This window comes from Streptomyces sp. G45 (genome assembly GCF_049542095.1).
Lineage (GTDB): Bacteria > Actinomycetota > Actinomycetes > Streptomycetales > Streptomycetaceae > Streptomyces.
Window position 1 is genome coordinate 6250038 of record NZ_JBMUZU010000001.1, and the last position, 13766, is coordinate 6263803.

At 69.4% G+C, this 13766-nt stretch carries 17 protein-coding genes; 5 read left to right on the top strand and 12 right to left on the bottom strand.

The window, feature by feature from the left end; genetic code table 11:
• Positions 1–9: 9 nt before the first annotated feature.
• From ACOBQU_RS26280 to ACOBQU_RS26290, 3 genes are all read left to right on the top strand, one after another.
• Positions 10–675, top strand: a complete 666-nt coding sequence (locus ACOBQU_RS26280; RefSeq protein ID WP_423630109.1) for an NADPH-dependent FMN reductase — start codon at positions 10–12, stop codon at positions 673–675.
• Between the two features lie 151 nt (positions 676–826).
• A complete protein-coding gene (gene cutA, locus ACOBQU_RS26285; RefSeq protein ID WP_423630111.1) occupies positions 827–1162 on the top strand; it encodes a divalent-cation tolerance protein CutA in 336 nt (111 codons plus the stop codon).
• Positions 1159–1596, top strand: coding sequence for a gamma-glutamylcyclotransferase family protein (locus ACOBQU_RS26290; RefSeq protein WP_423630113.1), 438 nt, complete (start codon positions 1159–1161; stop codon positions 1594–1596). The genes cutA and ACOBQU_RS26290 overlap by 4 nt, the downstream gene beginning before the upstream one ends.
• A gap of 43 nt (positions 1597–1639) precedes the next feature.
• On the opposite strand, the gene ACOBQU_RS26295 is transcribed toward ACOBQU_RS26290, so the two are convergent.
• The 7 genes from ACOBQU_RS26295 to ACOBQU_RS26325 all read right to left on the bottom strand — a co-directional run bounded on the left by ACOBQU_RS26295 (position 1640) and on the right by ACOBQU_RS26325 (position 8262).
• Complete coding sequence (locus tag ACOBQU_RS26295; RefSeq protein ID WP_423630114.1) at positions 1640–2503, bottom strand: immunity 49 family protein; 864 nt, start codon at positions 2501–2503, stop codon at positions 1640–1642.
• A gap of 59 nt (positions 2504–2562) precedes the next feature.
• Positions 2563–3423 carry an immunity 49 family protein gene (locus tag ACOBQU_RS26300; protein WP_423630116.1) on the bottom strand — a complete coding sequence of 287 codons (861 nt, stop codon included), beginning with the start codon at positions 3421–3423 and terminating at the stop codon, positions 2563–2565.
• The gene (locus tag ACOBQU_RS26305; RefSeq protein ID WP_423630118.1) at positions 3420–4007 is read right to left on the bottom strand and encodes a hypothetical protein; all 588 of its coding nucleotides are present in this window, start codon (positions 4005–4007) and stop codon (positions 3420–3422) included. The genes ACOBQU_RS26300 and ACOBQU_RS26305 overlap by 4 nt, the downstream gene beginning before the upstream one ends.
• Positions 4000–4350 (bottom strand): hypothetical protein, encoded by a 351-nt coding sequence (locus ACOBQU_RS26310; RefSeq protein WP_423630120.1) that lies wholly within the window; start codon positions 4348–4350, stop codon positions 4000–4002. Before ACOBQU_RS26310 ends, ACOBQU_RS26305 begins: the two co-directional genes overlap by 8 nt.
• A 322-nt stretch (positions 4351–4672) precedes the next feature.
• A complete protein-coding gene (locus ACOBQU_RS26315) occupies positions 4673–5689 on the bottom strand; it encodes a hypothetical protein (RefSeq protein ID WP_423630121.1) in 1017 nt (338 codons plus the stop codon).
• Positions 5690–5731: 42 nt separating this feature from the next.
• Entirely contained in the window at positions 5732–6604 is an 873-nt protein-coding gene (locus tag ACOBQU_RS26320) for an immunity 49 family protein (RefSeq protein WP_423630123.1), read from the bottom strand.
• Positions 6601–8262, bottom strand: coding sequence for a hypothetical protein (locus ACOBQU_RS26325; RefSeq protein ID WP_423630124.1), 1662 nt, complete (start codon positions 8260–8262; stop codon positions 6601–6603). Before ACOBQU_RS26325 ends, ACOBQU_RS26320 begins: the two co-directional genes overlap by 4 nt.
• A gap of 327 nt (positions 8263–8589) precedes the next feature.
• Here ACOBQU_RS26325 and ACOBQU_RS26330 point away from each other — a divergent pair, with 327 nt between their 5' ends.
• Entirely contained in the window at positions 8590–8970 is a 381-nt protein-coding gene (locus ACOBQU_RS26330; RefSeq protein WP_423630126.1) for a hypothetical protein, read from the top strand.
• A gap of 139 nt (positions 8971–9109) precedes the next feature.
• Here ACOBQU_RS26330 and ACOBQU_RS26335 read toward each other — a convergent pair whose 3' ends face one another.
• The 4 genes from ACOBQU_RS26335 to ACOBQU_RS26350 all read right to left on the bottom strand — a co-directional run bounded on the left by ACOBQU_RS26335 (position 9110) and on the right by ACOBQU_RS26350 (position 11010).
• Positions 9110–9508, bottom strand: coding sequence for a DUF6507 family protein (locus ACOBQU_RS26335; protein ID WP_423630128.1), 399 nt, complete (start codon positions 9506–9508; stop codon positions 9110–9112).
• Between the two features lie 238 nt (positions 9509–9746).
• Positions 9747–9938, bottom strand: a complete 192-nt coding sequence (locus tag ACOBQU_RS26340) for a DUF397 domain-containing protein (RefSeq protein WP_423630129.1) — start codon at positions 9936–9938, stop codon at positions 9747–9749.
• Positions 9931–10128: a DUF397 domain-containing protein gene (locus ACOBQU_RS26345; protein ID WP_423630131.1), complete on the bottom strand. Its 198-nt coding sequence runs from the start codon at positions 10126–10128 to the stop codon at positions 9931–9933. Before ACOBQU_RS26345 ends, ACOBQU_RS26340 begins: the two co-directional genes overlap by 8 nt.
• A gap of 3 nt (positions 10129–10131) precedes the next feature.
• Positions 10132–11010: a helix-turn-helix domain-containing protein gene (locus tag ACOBQU_RS26350; RefSeq protein WP_423630133.1), complete on the bottom strand. Its 879-nt coding sequence runs from the start codon at positions 11008–11010 to the stop codon at positions 10132–10134.
• Between the two features lie 178 nt (positions 11011–11188).
• Here ACOBQU_RS26350 and ACOBQU_RS26355 point away from each other — a divergent pair, with 178 nt between their 5' ends.
• A complete protein-coding gene (locus tag ACOBQU_RS26355; RefSeq protein WP_423630135.1) occupies positions 11189–11632 on the top strand; it encodes an ATP-binding protein in 444 nt (147 codons plus the stop codon).
• On the opposite strand, the gene ACOBQU_RS26360 is transcribed toward ACOBQU_RS26355, so the two are convergent.
• Positions 11598–13688: a molybdopterin oxidoreductase family protein gene (locus ACOBQU_RS26360; protein ID WP_423630137.1), complete on the bottom strand. Its 2091-nt coding sequence runs from the start codon at positions 13686–13688 to the stop codon at positions 11598–11600. The two genes, ACOBQU_RS26355 and ACOBQU_RS26360, sit on opposite strands and share 35 nt — an antisense overlap.
• Positions 13689–13766: the final 78 nt, after the last annotated feature.

The following is a 13766-nucleotide window of genomic DNA, read 5'->3' on the forward strand; positions in this document are numbered from 1 at the left end:
CCTGGAGGCATGAACACCACTACGAATGTCGCCGTTTCCCCCGTTCCTCCTGTTTCCTCCGCTTCGTCCCTCGACGTGGCGCTCACGTCGTCGGCCGCCACGCCCGTCAGGGTCGCTGTGATCATCGGCAGCAACCGCGAGGGCCGCTTCGGCCCGGTTGTCGCCGAGTGGGTGCTGCGGCGGGTGCGCGAGCACGGGGGCTTCGAGGTGGACGTGGTCGATCTAGCGGAGGTGGACTTGCCGACCTCCCTGTCGTACAGCCCGTCCGCCGAGGTCGCCGCCGAGCTGGCGAAGGTCTCGCCGAAGCTGGCCGCCGCCGACGCGTTCCTCGTCCTGACCCCCGAGTACAACCACTCCTACCCCGCGTCCCTGAAGAACGTCATCGACTGGCACGGCGCCGAGTGGCAGGCCAAGCCGGTCGCCTTCGTCTCGTACGGCGGCCTGTCGGGCGGCCTGCGCGCGGTCGAGCACCTGCGCCCGGTCCTCGCCGAGCTGCACGCCGTGACCATCCGCGAGACGGTCTCCTTCCACAACGCGGGCGCCCTCTTCGACGACGACGGCAACCACCGCGACCCGCAGCGCGCCGACGAGGCCGTGCGGGCGCTGCTGGGGCAGCTGGAGTGGTGGGCGTGGGCGCTGCGCGCGGCCAAGGAGGTACGACCGTACGGGGAGTGACCGGCGGCGCCCGGGGCGCCCCCGGGCGCCGAGCGGAGGCCGCGCGGCTGTCAGGGCCGAACCAGGGGAAACCCTCATACCGCAATCCCGGCCCAGGCCGGTAGCCTCCCCGGAACGCCTCCTGCCGCGAACCACGAAAGGACCGCGCGCCATGTCCGAAGCCGGTGCCCCGACCGTCCTGACGGTGCTGACCACCACCGACACCGCCGACAAGGCCAACGCCCTGGCGCGCGGCGCCATCGAGGCGCGGCTCGCGGCCTGCGCGCAGGTCAGCGGCCCCGTGACCGCCGTCTACCGCTGGGAGGGCGCCATCGAGGAGTCCCGCGAGTGGCAGCTGCTCCTGAAGACGACCACCGCGCGGTACGAGGCCCTGGAAACCTGGCTGCGCGAGGCGCACGACTACGAAACGCCGGAGATCATCGCCACCCCCGTCACCCACGGCAGCGCGGCCTACCTGACCTGGGTCGCGACGGAGACCACCGAGTGACGGACCGCCTCCCGTTCTTCGTGTACGGCACGCTGCGCCCCGGCGAGCACAACCACGCGGCGTTCCTCCGGGGCCGGGTGGCCCGAGAGGAGCCCGCGTGGCTCCCGGGCGCGGTCCTGTACGAGGGCCCCGGCTACCCGTACGCGGTGGAGGAACCGGGCGGCCCCCCGATCCGCGGCGAACTGGTCACCCCGCACCCGCACGCGTACGAGGCCCTGCTGGCCGCCCTGGACGACCTGGAGGAGTACACCCCCGCGGACCCCGCCAGCCTCTACGAACGCGTCCCCCGCGCCGTGACCCGCCCCGACGGCACGACAGCCCGGGCCTGGGTGTACATCGCGACCCCACGCGTCGCCACCCGCCTGCGCGCCACGGGGGCGCGGGTCGCGGGAGGGGAGTGGCGCACCGCCAGTCCACGAGCGCGCGGAAGCTGACAGCTGGCGGCGGCGTGCCACGCTCCGGCGCCGCCAGGAGCTCTCAGGTGGGGAACTCGCCGAGCCAGTCGTGCTGGAGGAGGTGCTTGGGCAGGTACTCCGACTCGACGTTGATCGGGAGCTTCCCGTCGTAGGCGAGGCACGCGATGGCCAGGGGGCCGAGGGCGATGCTGCCGTCCAGCTTCGCTGCCCGTTCCTCATTCAGGGTCCAGTACGCCTTGTGCAGCTTCAGTGCCTCTTCCAGGGCGGGGCTGAACCCCTCCACGTCCCGACGCACGAAGTGGTAGAAGAGGTTGATCGGCGGATAGAGGGCGCCTTGCAGCAGATCCAGCGGAGCGATCCGCGCCGTTGAGGGGTCAGAGGCCTCGATCGTGGCGGTCAGCTTCTCCACCAGTCCGGGGCGGCGCAGCCAGTACGTCTGGAGCGTGTCCACCCAGTGGTAGATGTACTCGTCGTACTGCCCCTCCGGTGCCCGCAGCCGCTCCAGCGGGATCTCGCAGAGCTGTGTCATCCGCTCCTGCTCGCGGCAGATGACCGCCAGCCAGAAGGCCGTCAGCCACGCTCCGGCACTGGCCGTGGAGAGCGGTCCGGCCGCTGGGAGCCTGCGCACCTTGTGGTTGACGCGGTACTCGACGAAGCCGTCGCGCAGTCCTGTCACCGCGAACAGGGCCGAGCTCACCTGCATCGCGTTGACCGCGGCTTCCCACGTTTCGACCTCGGCCGCTTCCGGATCGACTACACAACGAGCCCGCAACGCCATGACGGCGGTGCCGAAGGCCGAGTCGACCACCGCGGTCGATTCCTCAAGCTCGTCGATCTCCTCAGCCAGGAACTCGCTCAACTGTTCCGCGAAACGCTGGGCATCGGATCCCGCCAACACATCGTGCCGGGAAATGCGTACGGTCACGTAACGGCTCGCCCTCTCCATCGCCTCTGGTGTGGTTCCCGGTCCCTGCCGGGGGCAACTCAGGTGGGGAACTCCCCGAGCCAGTCGTGCTGGAGGAGGTGCTTGGGCAGGTACTCCGACTCGACGTCGATGGGGAGTTGGCCGTCGTAGGCGAGGCAGGCGATGGCCAACGGGCCCAGGGCGATGGCGCCGTCGATGTCTGTCGCTCGTTCCTCGGTCAGGGTCCAGTACGTCTTGTGCAGCTTGAGTGCCTCGGCCAGTGCCGGGCTGAAGCCCTCTGTGTTCCTGCGTACGAACTGGTAGAAGAGGTTGATCGGCGGATAGAGCACCGCTTGGAGCAGATCCGGCGGGGCGATCCGCGCTGTCGAGGGGTCAGAGGCCTCGATCGTGGCGGTGAGCTTCTCGACCAGGCCGGGGCGGCGCAGCCAGTACGTCTGGAGCGTGTCCACCCAGTGGTAGACGTACTCGTCGTACTGCCCCTCCTCGGCGCGCAGCCGCTCCAGCGGGATCTCGCAGAGCTGCGTCATCCGGTCCTGCTCCCGGCAGATGACCGCCAGCCAGAACGCGGTCAGCCAGTTCCCCGCGTCCGCTGACGGCAGTGGTCCGATGGCCGGGATCCTGCGCGTCTTCCGGTTGATACGGCACTCGACGAAGCCCTCGCTCGCGCCGGTCACGGCGAACAGCGCCGAGCCCAACTGCATCGCGTTGACCGCGGCGTCCCACGTCTCGGCCTGCGCGGCGCGGGGGTCGATGACGCATCGGGCGTGCAGGGACAGGACGGCGGTGCTGTACGCGTAGTCGATCATGTCTGCCGACTCATCGAGTCTGTCGATTCGTCGGGCCACACGCTCGTCCAACTGCTCCGCGAACTCCTTGGCGTCGGGGCTTCGTAGATCAGGGCGGGTAATGACCTCGGTCATGGAAGGGTCCCCTTGCTGATGTCGAACCGTCTGTACTGGTAGCCAGTGTAGGCACCCGTGTTTCTCTCGCCCTTCACCAGGACGTACTCCAGCTTGCCCTCATCCAACGCCTTTTCCAGTTTCCTCACAAGGCCGATTTCTCTCCGCTTCTCCATCTTCCGGAGGATTTCGAAGAAGTATTCCCTGCTCCCCTGGGAAACCGGCTTACCGTTGGGGAGCCTGCGACTCCCTAGCTCCGTACTGGTGCTGCTCTTGGCCTCGATGACGACGACTCGACCGTCTTCGTGCGTCCACACCTGGTCGAACTGGTCATTTCCGTTCTTGGGGCCGAGCAGGGGCTGGGGCTCGAAGCCCGGGTAGCGCTCCGCCATGAAGTGGTGCTCGGCCACCTTCTCGCCGAACGCCTCGGCGTCGTCGACCATCTGGGTGTGGGCTTCCTTGTGCGCCCCCTTGGCCTCGCCCCAGAGCCCTCCCGACTCAAGAGAGCCCTGGATGTCGTGATGATGACCGGCCTCCGCCTTCAGCCTCTGGGCGAGGTTGTCCCACTGAATGGACCACCAGCGCTTCTTCGCGGCCTCATCCAAGGAAATGAGGTTTCGGGGGCTGTGGAGCATCCTTGGCGCGAATCAACGGGCGCTCGTCCGACAAGCGCGTGAGCTGCGGCGGCGTGAACTCGCTCTCGTCGAAGTACTCCAGGCTCTTGCGTGTGCCGTCCTTCCTGTAGAAGTGCTCGAAGTACCCCGGCTCCGTATTGGCGCGGTAGACCTGAATTTCCTCGATCTGGTCCAGGGTGAGCGAACCACGCGGCCCATACGGATTGCTGCCCTCCCGCATGAAGCTGGGGCGCTCGACCCGTGCGCGATGCCCCGGCACGTCACTGCCTGGACCAGCCGGACCGTCCGGCCCGCCGCCGGTACCGGAACCCACGCCACCAGATCCTCCGGAGGGCAGATCCCGATCGGTGGCGCCGCTCGGACCGTGACCGGCGGAGTCCCTGGCCCCGGCCGCGCCGCCGGGCTGATCGTGTCCCTGGCGGCGTGGAGGGACAGCACGGCGGTGCTGAAGGTGTAGTCGATCATGCCCGCTGACTGCTCAAGCCTGTCGGTGTCACCAGCCAGTTCCTCCTCGAATCCTTCCGCGAACCTCACGGCATCGGGTCCTTCCGGCAGCGGGTGCCGAGCGATCACTACGGTCACCGAAGGGTCCCCTTACCGCAGTACGTCTAGGTCGTCCTACGTACGCCAGCGACTCAGTACCGGCCTGACAGCTCTTCGAGCGCGTCCAGAGAGGATGCCTCGCGGGGCGTGTTCTCGGCGATGGTGCCGATGTCCGGCAGCGGGGGCAGATGCGTGAGCCAGTCGAGTGCGGCCAGCGCGGTGAGGCCGCGGCCGTGGGCGTCGCGGAGCCGCGTCAGCCAGGCGGCGCCCGCCGCGAAGGCGTCGTCTCCGGCAGCCGACCTGGGCTCGTAGCCCGCCGCGTTGTCAGCGACGGAAGCCCATACGTAGCCCAGAGTCCGCCCCTCGCGCTGGATGGTGTAGTAGCGCACCGCGTGGTCCGTGGTCTCCAGATACTCGTCCTGGTCAGCCGGGAGCAGGGCGCGCAGTCGGCGAGAACGAGCGGGGACTTCGAACGTGGCCCAGGGGTCCGGGTACGCGGCCCCTTCCTCCCGGAGGTCTTCGAACCCTTCCTTGGTGGGGGTCGCGTAGGGGGTGGGGTCGCCTGGCGTGGGCGGGCGGCCCAGCAGCGCGGACACTCCCGCCAGAGCGGCCGCGAGCCGGGGGGCGTTCAACGCGTGCACCTCGACCTGCTCCCTTTCACGCAGATCCATCGTCATCCACGCGTCGGAGTACGTCTCCAGCGACACCACCACGAGGCTGTTCTTCCAGATATCCACCTGAACGCTGAAGAGCCGTTCAGCGCGATGCTTCCCTGACGGCTCCAGCCAGAGACCAGAACACTGAACGCGCATCTCGGCGAGGGAAATCTCCTTGAGAGTTTCCAGCTCTCCCACGGCGTCCAGAATCGCAGGGTCAGAAGCCAGGGGAGCCGATGACGCAACCGCCCTCGAGAGCGCGAGATGGGCATCCCTGACATCGCCGGTAGTGCGTGCGGTGACCGCGAACTTCCCGCCGGGCAGCGCGAGTTCCTGTGCGGCGAGGGCCCTCCAAACGGCGTCTGAAGTCTCCACCGCGGATATGAGACCAATGCCGTGCGGGCTGTGGCCGAGTTCCCAACTCCAGTCACCCACAGCACTCGTAGTGATCACGATGCGTCCTTGGGTAGGATTCTCGGCCCCTGCCAGAGCCTCTCAGGTGGGGAACTCCCCGAGCCAGTCGTGCTGGAGGAGGTGCTTGGGCAGGTACTCCGACTCGACGTTGATCGGGAGCTTCCCGTCGTAGGCGAGGCACGCGATGGCCAGGGGACCGAGGGCGATGCTGCCGTCGATGTCCGAAGCCCGTTCCTCGTTCAAGGTCCAGTACGTCCTGTGGAGCTTCAGCGCCTCTTCCAGCGCCGGGCTGAAGCCTGCCTCGTCCTTGGTGACGAAGTGGTAGAAGAGGTTGATCGGCGGATAGAGCACGGCCTGGAGCAGATCCGGCGGGGCGATGCGCGCCACAGCCGGGTCGGACATCCGCAAGGCGTCCGTGAGCTTCTCCACCAGCCCTGGCCTCCGCAGCCAGTACGTCTGCAGCGTGTCCACCCAGTGGTAGACGTACTCGTCGTACTGCCCCTCCGGCGCCCGCAGCCGCTCCAGTGGGATCTCGCAGAGCTGTGTCATCCGCCCCTGCTCGCGGCAGATGACCGCCAGCCAGAACGCGGTGAGCCAGTTCCCCGCGTCAGCGGTGGACAACGGCCCCACAGCCGGAATCCTGCGCACCTTCCCGTTCACACGGCACTCAACCACCCCCTCACTCACACCCGTTACGGCGAACAGTGCCGAGCCCAGCTGCATCGCGTTGACGGTGGCTTCCCACGTCTCGAACAGAGCGGCTTCCGGGTCATTGACACAACGGGCGTGCAGTACCAGGAGGGACGTGTCGAAGTGGGAGTCGAGCAGGCTCGCGGCGCCAGCGGAGGACTCAAGCCCGTCGATGCCCTCGATCAAGTGGGCATTCAGTTGCCGCGAGAGCTGCTCGGCGTCTGGATCGGCCGAGATGACATGCCGCGCGATCTGTGCAGTCACGAAAGAGTCCCCTTGCTGATATCGAACCGCCGGTACTGGAGGCCGGTGTATGTGCCCGCATTCCTCTCCCCCTTGACGACAATATACTCCAGCTTCCCTTCAGCCAGAGCCCTCTCAAGGGCGCTTACGACTCGGATCTCGCCACGCCGCTTCATCATGCGGATAATGTCGACGAAGTACTCCCTGCTCCCCTGGGAGACGCGGTTGCCTTTCGGAAGGGTTCGATGGCCGAGCTGCGTATCAACACTGCTCTTGGCCTCTATGACCACTACCCGGCCGTCCTCGTGCATCCATACCTGGTCGAACTGGTCGTTCCCGTTCTTCGGGCCGAGCAAGGGCTGTCTTTCGAAGTTCGGGTACCGTTCGGCGATGAAGTGGTACTCCGCTACCTTCTCGCCGAATTCCTCGGCCAGGTCGCCCATTTGAGTATGGGATTCCCGGTAAGCGCCTTTTGCCTCGCCCCAGAGCCCCCTCGTTTCAAGAGTTCCGTGGGTTTTGTGTGCCTTTCCGGTCTCTGCCCTCATGTTCTCCATGAGCTTGTCCCACAGAATAGCGAGATGGCGGTCCTGGGCGGCTTTGTGGAGAATCTTGAGCCTGGCCGGGCTCGTGACTGAGTCCGCCCGTACGGGGATGTAGTCATCGTCCAGGAAGTGGGGGGCGGGCGGCTCAGGAGAGTCCTTGGCGCGGATGAGGGGGCCGCCCTCGGAGAGTCGGGTCAGTTGCGGTGGAGTGAATCCGCTCTCGTCGGTGGCTTTCAGGTCCTTGCGGGCGCCGAGGTGCTCGCCACCCTGGTAGTACCTTTCGAAATACCCGGGTTCGTTGTTGGCGCGGTAGACCTGGATCTCTTCGATCTGCTCACGGGTGAGTGAGCCACGAGACCCGTACGGGTTGTCGCCGTCGTGCATGAAGGCAGGGCGCTCGGTTCGCCCTGGGCCGCCGCCCGGGTCCGTTGAAGCGTCCGTGCCCCTTCCTGCCCCGCCGCTGCCCGCGCCACCACTGGGCGGCCGCCCGCCGTTGGAGGCGGAGTCGAAGGGCCCGCTCTGGCCGGGGTCATGGGGGTCTCGGGCCCCGGCCGTGCCGCCGCCGGTCCCGTCGTGCCCCTGGCCGTGCGCAGAGTGGGCGGCGCCGCCCCGTCCGGCCGGGGGCTCATGGCTGGCGTGTGGGGTCAGGGCTCCGTCTCTGCCCGGGGGCCCTTCAGCGCCCCGGGCCCCGGCCCCAGTGAGTTCGTAGTGCCGGGCGGGTTCGGGGGCGGTCGCGCGTTCGGCGGCGGAGGGCTCGTGGGGGATGGGGCCGTCCTCGGGAGCGCCATTCTTGGTGACGAGGAACTCGCCGTCGTCGACGCGGACCTTGGAGATGCCCTTGAAGTCGAGAACGCTGTGGACACCCCCGCCGCCCACCCGGGTGGCCAGCTCCGAGACCTTCGGCAGTTTGCTCGCCGCCTTGCCGCCCGCCGTGATCGCCGCCGACAGCGGGTCGGCGTACGTGCCTGCCTTCGCCGCCGCCCCCGCCGCCTTGGCCGCGGCGCTGCCGCCCTTCGATACGGCCCCGAGCGGCCCCGCACCCAGCGTGATGACGTTGAAGGTCGTCGCGCCCGCCGCGCGGAACGGGTTGTCCTTCCACTGGTCCCAGGCCACCACCCCCTTGGCGAACTCGCGCACGGCCCCCTTCTGCCGCCGTTCCCCGCGCTGTCCTGGTCCGCCAGGATGGTCTTGTCCATGACCCAGTCGTACGGCTTCAGCGTGTACTGCCCGATGCCGCCCACCACATCGCCCAGGCCGCTCCAGGCGTCCTTGGCCGAGCCCCCGATCCCGACCAGGTGCCCGAGCCCCTTCAGGGCCGCGACCCCGCCGTCGACGACGATCCCGTCCCACACGTACCGCTTGACCATCCGGTGGACCTCCCACGGCTGGAGGGTCTCCTGGACCGGCGTGCCCCACGGCAGTTCCTTGGCCTTCTTCAGCAGGTCCGCGTCATAGCCGTACGGGATGACCTTCTTGGTCGGCTTGCGGCCGCTGCCGTCGTCCTCGACGAACCTCGGCCCGCCCACCAGCGCCGAGATCGTCGTCGCCGCCCGGCGCTCCGCCGCCTCGAAGGCCGCCTTCGCCTCCGACACGCTGTCCCGCAACTCGTTGCTGCGGGCCGTCTTGTCGCCGTCGTCCTTCCAGTCGTCGTCCCCCTCGACGCTCGCGGCGAACGCGACCGCCTCCTCCTTCAGCCGTTCCAGGCGCCTGGCCAGCGGCCGCGCCTCGGTCACGTACGCCTCCAGCGCGTCCGCCACCGTCTCCAGCTTCGCCGCGAACGCGTCCGCCTTGTCCATCACCGGCCGCGTACTCGCGAACAAGTCCTCCGCCTCCGGCGCCTTGTAGTGCGCGCCGAGCGCCTGGAAGCGGCCGTGCACATCCGCCCCGCCGTTGCGGATGCCGGTCGCGTCGCTCCGCAGCGCCGAGATGTCCTTCTCCACCTGCTCGAAGCTGCCGCAGTACTGAGGTATGGCGTCCGGTTCGATCACTTCTGCCGCCGCCCGGACTTCTCCCGGGCGTCCTCCAGCAGCTTCTTCACATCGATGGCCTGCCTGGCCCGCCGCTGCGCGTTCGCGGCGTGCTCCAGGTCCCCGGCGACATAGAAGTTCGTCGCCTCGATCGCCCCGTTCACCGACTTCGCCGCCCGCGCCCCCAGATACAGCACCTCACCCGCCGTCCGCTCCACGAACAGCGCCAGCGCCGTACCGACCGGCCCTGGCGGGCCGGGCGGGCACATCTCGGGGCCGATCGTGCCCGCCCAGGTCGCGGCGCTCTGCACGTCCTTCCCGTACGCCTTGACGTCCTTGGCCATGTCGTCCATCGCCAGCTTCACCAGCGACACCACCGAACTCACCCCGGACGGCGAGATGTCCCACCCCGTCATGCCGACCCCCAGCCGGTCCCCGTTGATCCCCGTCGTTCCCCGTGTGCCATGCACCGACCATGTTCTCTCGTACGGAGTTGCAGGCGCAACGGGGTTGGGGTGAGGGCGGCGTGATCCCCGCCGCCATCCGTCCGCCGTCCGCCGTCGACCCGAGCATCGGGTGCGAGGAATGTGACAGGTGGCGGCGGGGTGTCACAATTTTTTGGTGGGGGGTGGGGGTGGCGGTGCTGGGATCGCCTTACAGATCCGACTTGTTGATGAGGGTGGTGAGGAAGACGGTCCAGGGAGTGGGGGCGACGGTGACCGTCGGTCCGGTGGGGTTCTTGGAGTCCCGTACGGCGATGGTGTGGGGGATGTTGGTGGCTACCTCGACGCAGGCGGCCTTGGGGTCGCTGTAGCGGGACTTGCGGTACGTGAAGACGTCAGCCATGGCTCAGTTCCGTCTTGGCGAGCGCCGTCTGGAATGCCGTCCAGGCGGCGGGGGTGACGGTGACTGTGGGGCCGGTGGGGTTCTTGGAGTCGCGTATGGCGATCGTAGTGAGGACGTTGGTGGCAACTTCGACGCACTCGAATTCGCCGTCGCTGTAGCTGGACTTGCGGTACTGGAAAGGGTCGGACACGGCTCAGAGTTCCTTGCTCAGGTCGCAGATGAATGCCAGTGAATCACTTTCGCTGAGGGCGCTTTGAGCGATCCTCTCGAACAGCTCGACGTGCTGAGCAGCTCCCTCTCCGCCTTCGATCCACATCTGTGAGAACGGCATTTCCCTGTACACCACGTCCATCGCGCCCGGTTCCGCGAACGAGATGATGTTGAAGGGGCCGTCCAAGCCATTATGAGCGTCCGCCCCGAAGGGGGACACTGTGATCGCGACGTTTGGTTGTCTAGCTACCGCGGCCAGATGCTCCAGTTGCTCACGCATGACCCCGGCGCCGCCGAGCGTGTTCCGGAGCACGGCTTCCCAGATGACGGCCCGTAGTGTGAGCGGCGGATCGTCCGTGAGTCGGCGCTGTCGCCGTACGCGGGCGGCGATGAACTCCTCGTCTGCGCCCGTGAGTTCCCTCCGCGAGTGACCGGTGCGGACCGCGCGCATGTAGCCCACGGTTTGGAGCAGGCCTGGGACGAACGCTGGCTGCCAAACCGTGATGGTTGTCGCGGCGTTCTCCAGCGTGACGTACTCCTGCATCGGGCCGACGTTCGTGTCGTCCCACCAGCCCTTGGCCTTGCGCCGCTCGCGGTCCACCCGGGCCAGTTCCAGGAGGCCGCCGACCGTACCGGGGTCGCGTACGCCGTACAGCTCGCACAGCGCGCGGATGTCCGGGTCGCGCATCGGGACCCAGCCGCGCTCCATCTTCGCGACCTTGGCCACCGACGCGGTCAGCGTCTTCGCGGCGTGCGCCTGGGTGAGCCCCGCTGCCGTACGGAGCTTGATCAGTTCGCCGCCCAGTCTTCGGCCCAGAACGCTGGATGTGCTGTTCCCTTGCGTTGCCTGACTCTGTGTCACGTGCCTGCTCCTCCGGGTAGCGCGACGACAGTCTGCTGCGCTGGAGGCGGCGTTCGCAACGCGATCGGTGGAATTCTACTGAGTAGAGCTTGAAGGGGTCATGGGTCAGTCGCTACCTTCCGTGTCGAACCGCTCGCGGAGCGAAGCCCGTTGACCCCTGCGCCCGGAGGTGAGCGACATGGTCGCCCCCCGCTACGACCGCTATGACCGCTATGACCGCCTCGACTACACGCCGCTCCCCAAGAGCGTGACCCTCGCCCGGCATCGCGCGCACCGGCTGCTCACGGAGTGGGGGCATCCCGAACTGGCCGACAGCGCGGCGCTGTTGGTGTCGGAGCTGGGCGGGAACGCGGTGCTGCACGGGTGCGTGCCGGGGCGGTTGTTCCGGGTGGAGCTGGCGCTGACGGAGGAGGGGGTGCTGCGGATCTCCGTATCCGACCCGAAGGGGGAGAGCCTGCCCCGGCCGAGGGGTGCGGCGGCGGACGACGTGGGCGGCCGGGGGCTGCTGCTGGTGCGGGAGTTCGCGTCGCGGTGGGGGGTGTGCGAGCTGACCGTGGGGAAGTCGGTGTGGTGCGAGCTGGACGTCGTCAGGGACGCTCAAGGCGTACCGCGCACACCTTGAACTCCGGCATGCGGGACACGGGGTCGAGCGCGGGGTGGGTGAGGGTGTTGGCGCGGCCGGGCCCCGGCCAGTGGAACGGCATGAAGACGGTGTCCGCGCGGATGCCGGGCGTGACGCGCGCGGGGACGACGACCCGGCCGCGCCGGGAGGTGACGGCGACCGGTTCGCCGTCGGCCAGGCGCAGACGGGCCGCGAGGCGGGGGTGCAGCTCGACGAACGGGCCGGGCGCGGCGGCGTTGAGTGCGTCGACGCGGCGGGTCTGGGCGCCGGACTGGTACTGGGCGAGGACCCGGCCGGTGGTGAGCAGGACGGGGTACTCGGCGTCGGGCTCCTCGGCGGCGTCCCGGTGGGTGACCGGCACGAACCGGGCCCGCCCGTCGGCCGTGGCGAAGCGGTCGAGGAACAGGCGGGGCGTCCCGGCGCCGCCTTCGGGGCAGGGCCAGAAGACGCCCTCCCCGTCGCCCTCGGCGAGCCGCCCGTACGTGATCCCCGAGTAGTCCGCGGGCCCGCCCGCGCTGGCCCGGCGCAGTTCGTCGAAGACCTCCTCGGGCTCCTCGGGGAACCCCTTGGCGTGTCCGAGGCGCTCCGCGAGCCCGTGGAGCAGGGCCAGGTCGCTGCGCACTCCGGGCGGCGGCGCGAGGGCCCGGCGCCGCAGCAGCACCCGGCCCTCCAGGTTGGTGACGGTGCCGGTCTCCTCCGCCCACTGGGTCACCGGCAGGACGACGTCGGCGAGTGCGGCGGTCTCCGACAGCACGACGTCCGCGACCGCGAGGAAGTCCAGGGAGCGCAGGCGCGCCTCGACGTGCGCGGCGTGCGGCGCGGACACCACCGGGTTGGACCCCATGAGCAGCAGGGCCTTGATGTCGCCGCCGAGCGCGTCGAGGAGTTCGTACGCCGAGCGGCCGGGGCCCGGCAGGGACTCGGGGGTGACGCCCCACACGCCCGCGACGTGGGCGCGGGCGGCCGGGTCGGTGAGCTTGCGGTAGCCGGGCAACTGGTCGGCCTTCTGGCCGTGTTCGCGCCCGCCCTGGCCGTTGCCCTGGCCGGTGAGGCAGCCGTAGCCGGACAGGGGGCGGCCGGGGCGGCCGGTGGCCAGGCACAGGTTGATCCACGCGGCGACCGTGTCCGTGCCCTTGGCCTGCTGCTCGGGGCCGCGCGCGGTGAGCACCATGGCGTGCTCGGCGGCGCAGAACCTCCGTACGGTGTCGCGGAGTTGGGGCACCGGCACGCCGGTGATCCGCTCCACGTACTCCGGCCAGTGCGCCATCGCCGCCGCCCGCGCCTCCGCCCAGCCGCGGGTGCGCTCCTCGATGTACGCCTCGTCGACGCGGCCCTCGGCCACCACGAGGTGCAGCAGGCCGAGCGCGAGGGCGAGGTCGGTGCCGGGGCGCGGGGCGAGGTGCAGGTCGGCCTGCTCGGCGGTGCGGGTGCGGCGGGGGTCGACGACGACGAGGGTGCCGCCGTTCGCCTTCAGCTCGGTGAGGTGGCGCAGGGCGGGCGGCATGGTCTCCGCGAGGTTCGACCCCACGAGGATCAGGCAGCCGGTGCGGGCCACGTCCGCGAGCGGGAAGGGCAGGCCCCGGTCGAGGCCGAACGCCCGCTGGCCCGCCGCCGCGGCGGACGACATGCAGAACCTTCCGTTGTAGTCGATCTGCGACGTTCCGAGCGCCACCCGCGCGAACTTCCCCAGCGCGTACGCCTTCTCGTTCGTCAGACCGCCGCCGCCGAAGACCCCGCAGGCGTCCGCGCCGTGCGCCGCGCGCGTGCGGGCCAGGCCCTCGGCCACGCGGTCCAGGGCCTCCTCCCAGGTGGTCGGTACGAGCCTGCCCGTGGCATGGGATCGGACGACGGGCTCGGTCAGGCGCACCCGGGAGGAGAGCACCGCGGGGGCCGTGCGGCCCTTGCCGCACAGCGCGCCCCCGTTCACCGGGAACCGGGGTCGCTCCACAACCTTCACGCCTTCGCCGCCGGGCGCAAGGGTCATGCCGCACTGGAGCGCGCAGTACGGGCAGTGGGTGGGGGTCGCGCCGAGGGCGCCGCCGGATTCGTTCTCCATCCGGCCACCCTGTGCCCCTGGTGTTTCCCCTGACCCCCCGCCCGGTTACACGCGGGCCACACGCCCCTCAACCCGGCC

Bases quoted from the DNA above. Each gene is read 5' to 3' on its own strand.
- ACOBQU_RS26300 (WP_423630116.1), bottom strand. From the start codon at position 3,423: ATGACCGAGGTCATTACCCGCCCTGATCTACGAAGCCCCGACGCCAAG.
- ACOBQU_RS26355 (WP_423630135.1), top strand. From the start codon at position 11,189: ATGGTCGCCCCCCGCTACGACCGCTATGACCGCTATGACCGCCTCGAC.
- ACOBQU_RS26360 (WP_423630137.1), bottom strand. From the start codon at position 13,688: ATGGAGAACGAATCCGGCGGCGCCCTCGGCGCGACCCCCACCCACTGC.
- ACOBQU_RS26330 (WP_423630126.1), top strand. From the start codon at position 8,590: ATGACCTTCTTGGTCGGCTTGCGGCCGCTGCCGTCGTCCTCGACGAAC.
- cutA (WP_423630111.1), top strand. From the start codon at position 827: ATGTCCGAAGCCGGTGCCCCGACCGTCCTGACGGTGCTGACCACCACC.
- ACOBQU_RS26340 (WP_423630129.1), bottom strand. From the start codon at position 9,938: ATGGCTGACGTCTTCACGTACCGCAAGTCCCGCTACAGCGACCCCAAG.
- ACOBQU_RS26280 (WP_423630109.1), top strand. From the start codon at position 10: ATGAACACCACTACGAATGTCGCCGTTTCCCCCGTTCCTCCTGTTTCC.
- ACOBQU_RS26335 (WP_423630128.1), bottom strand. From the start codon at position 9,508: ATGACGGGGTGGGACATCTCGCCGTCCGGGGTGAGTTCGGTGGTGTCG.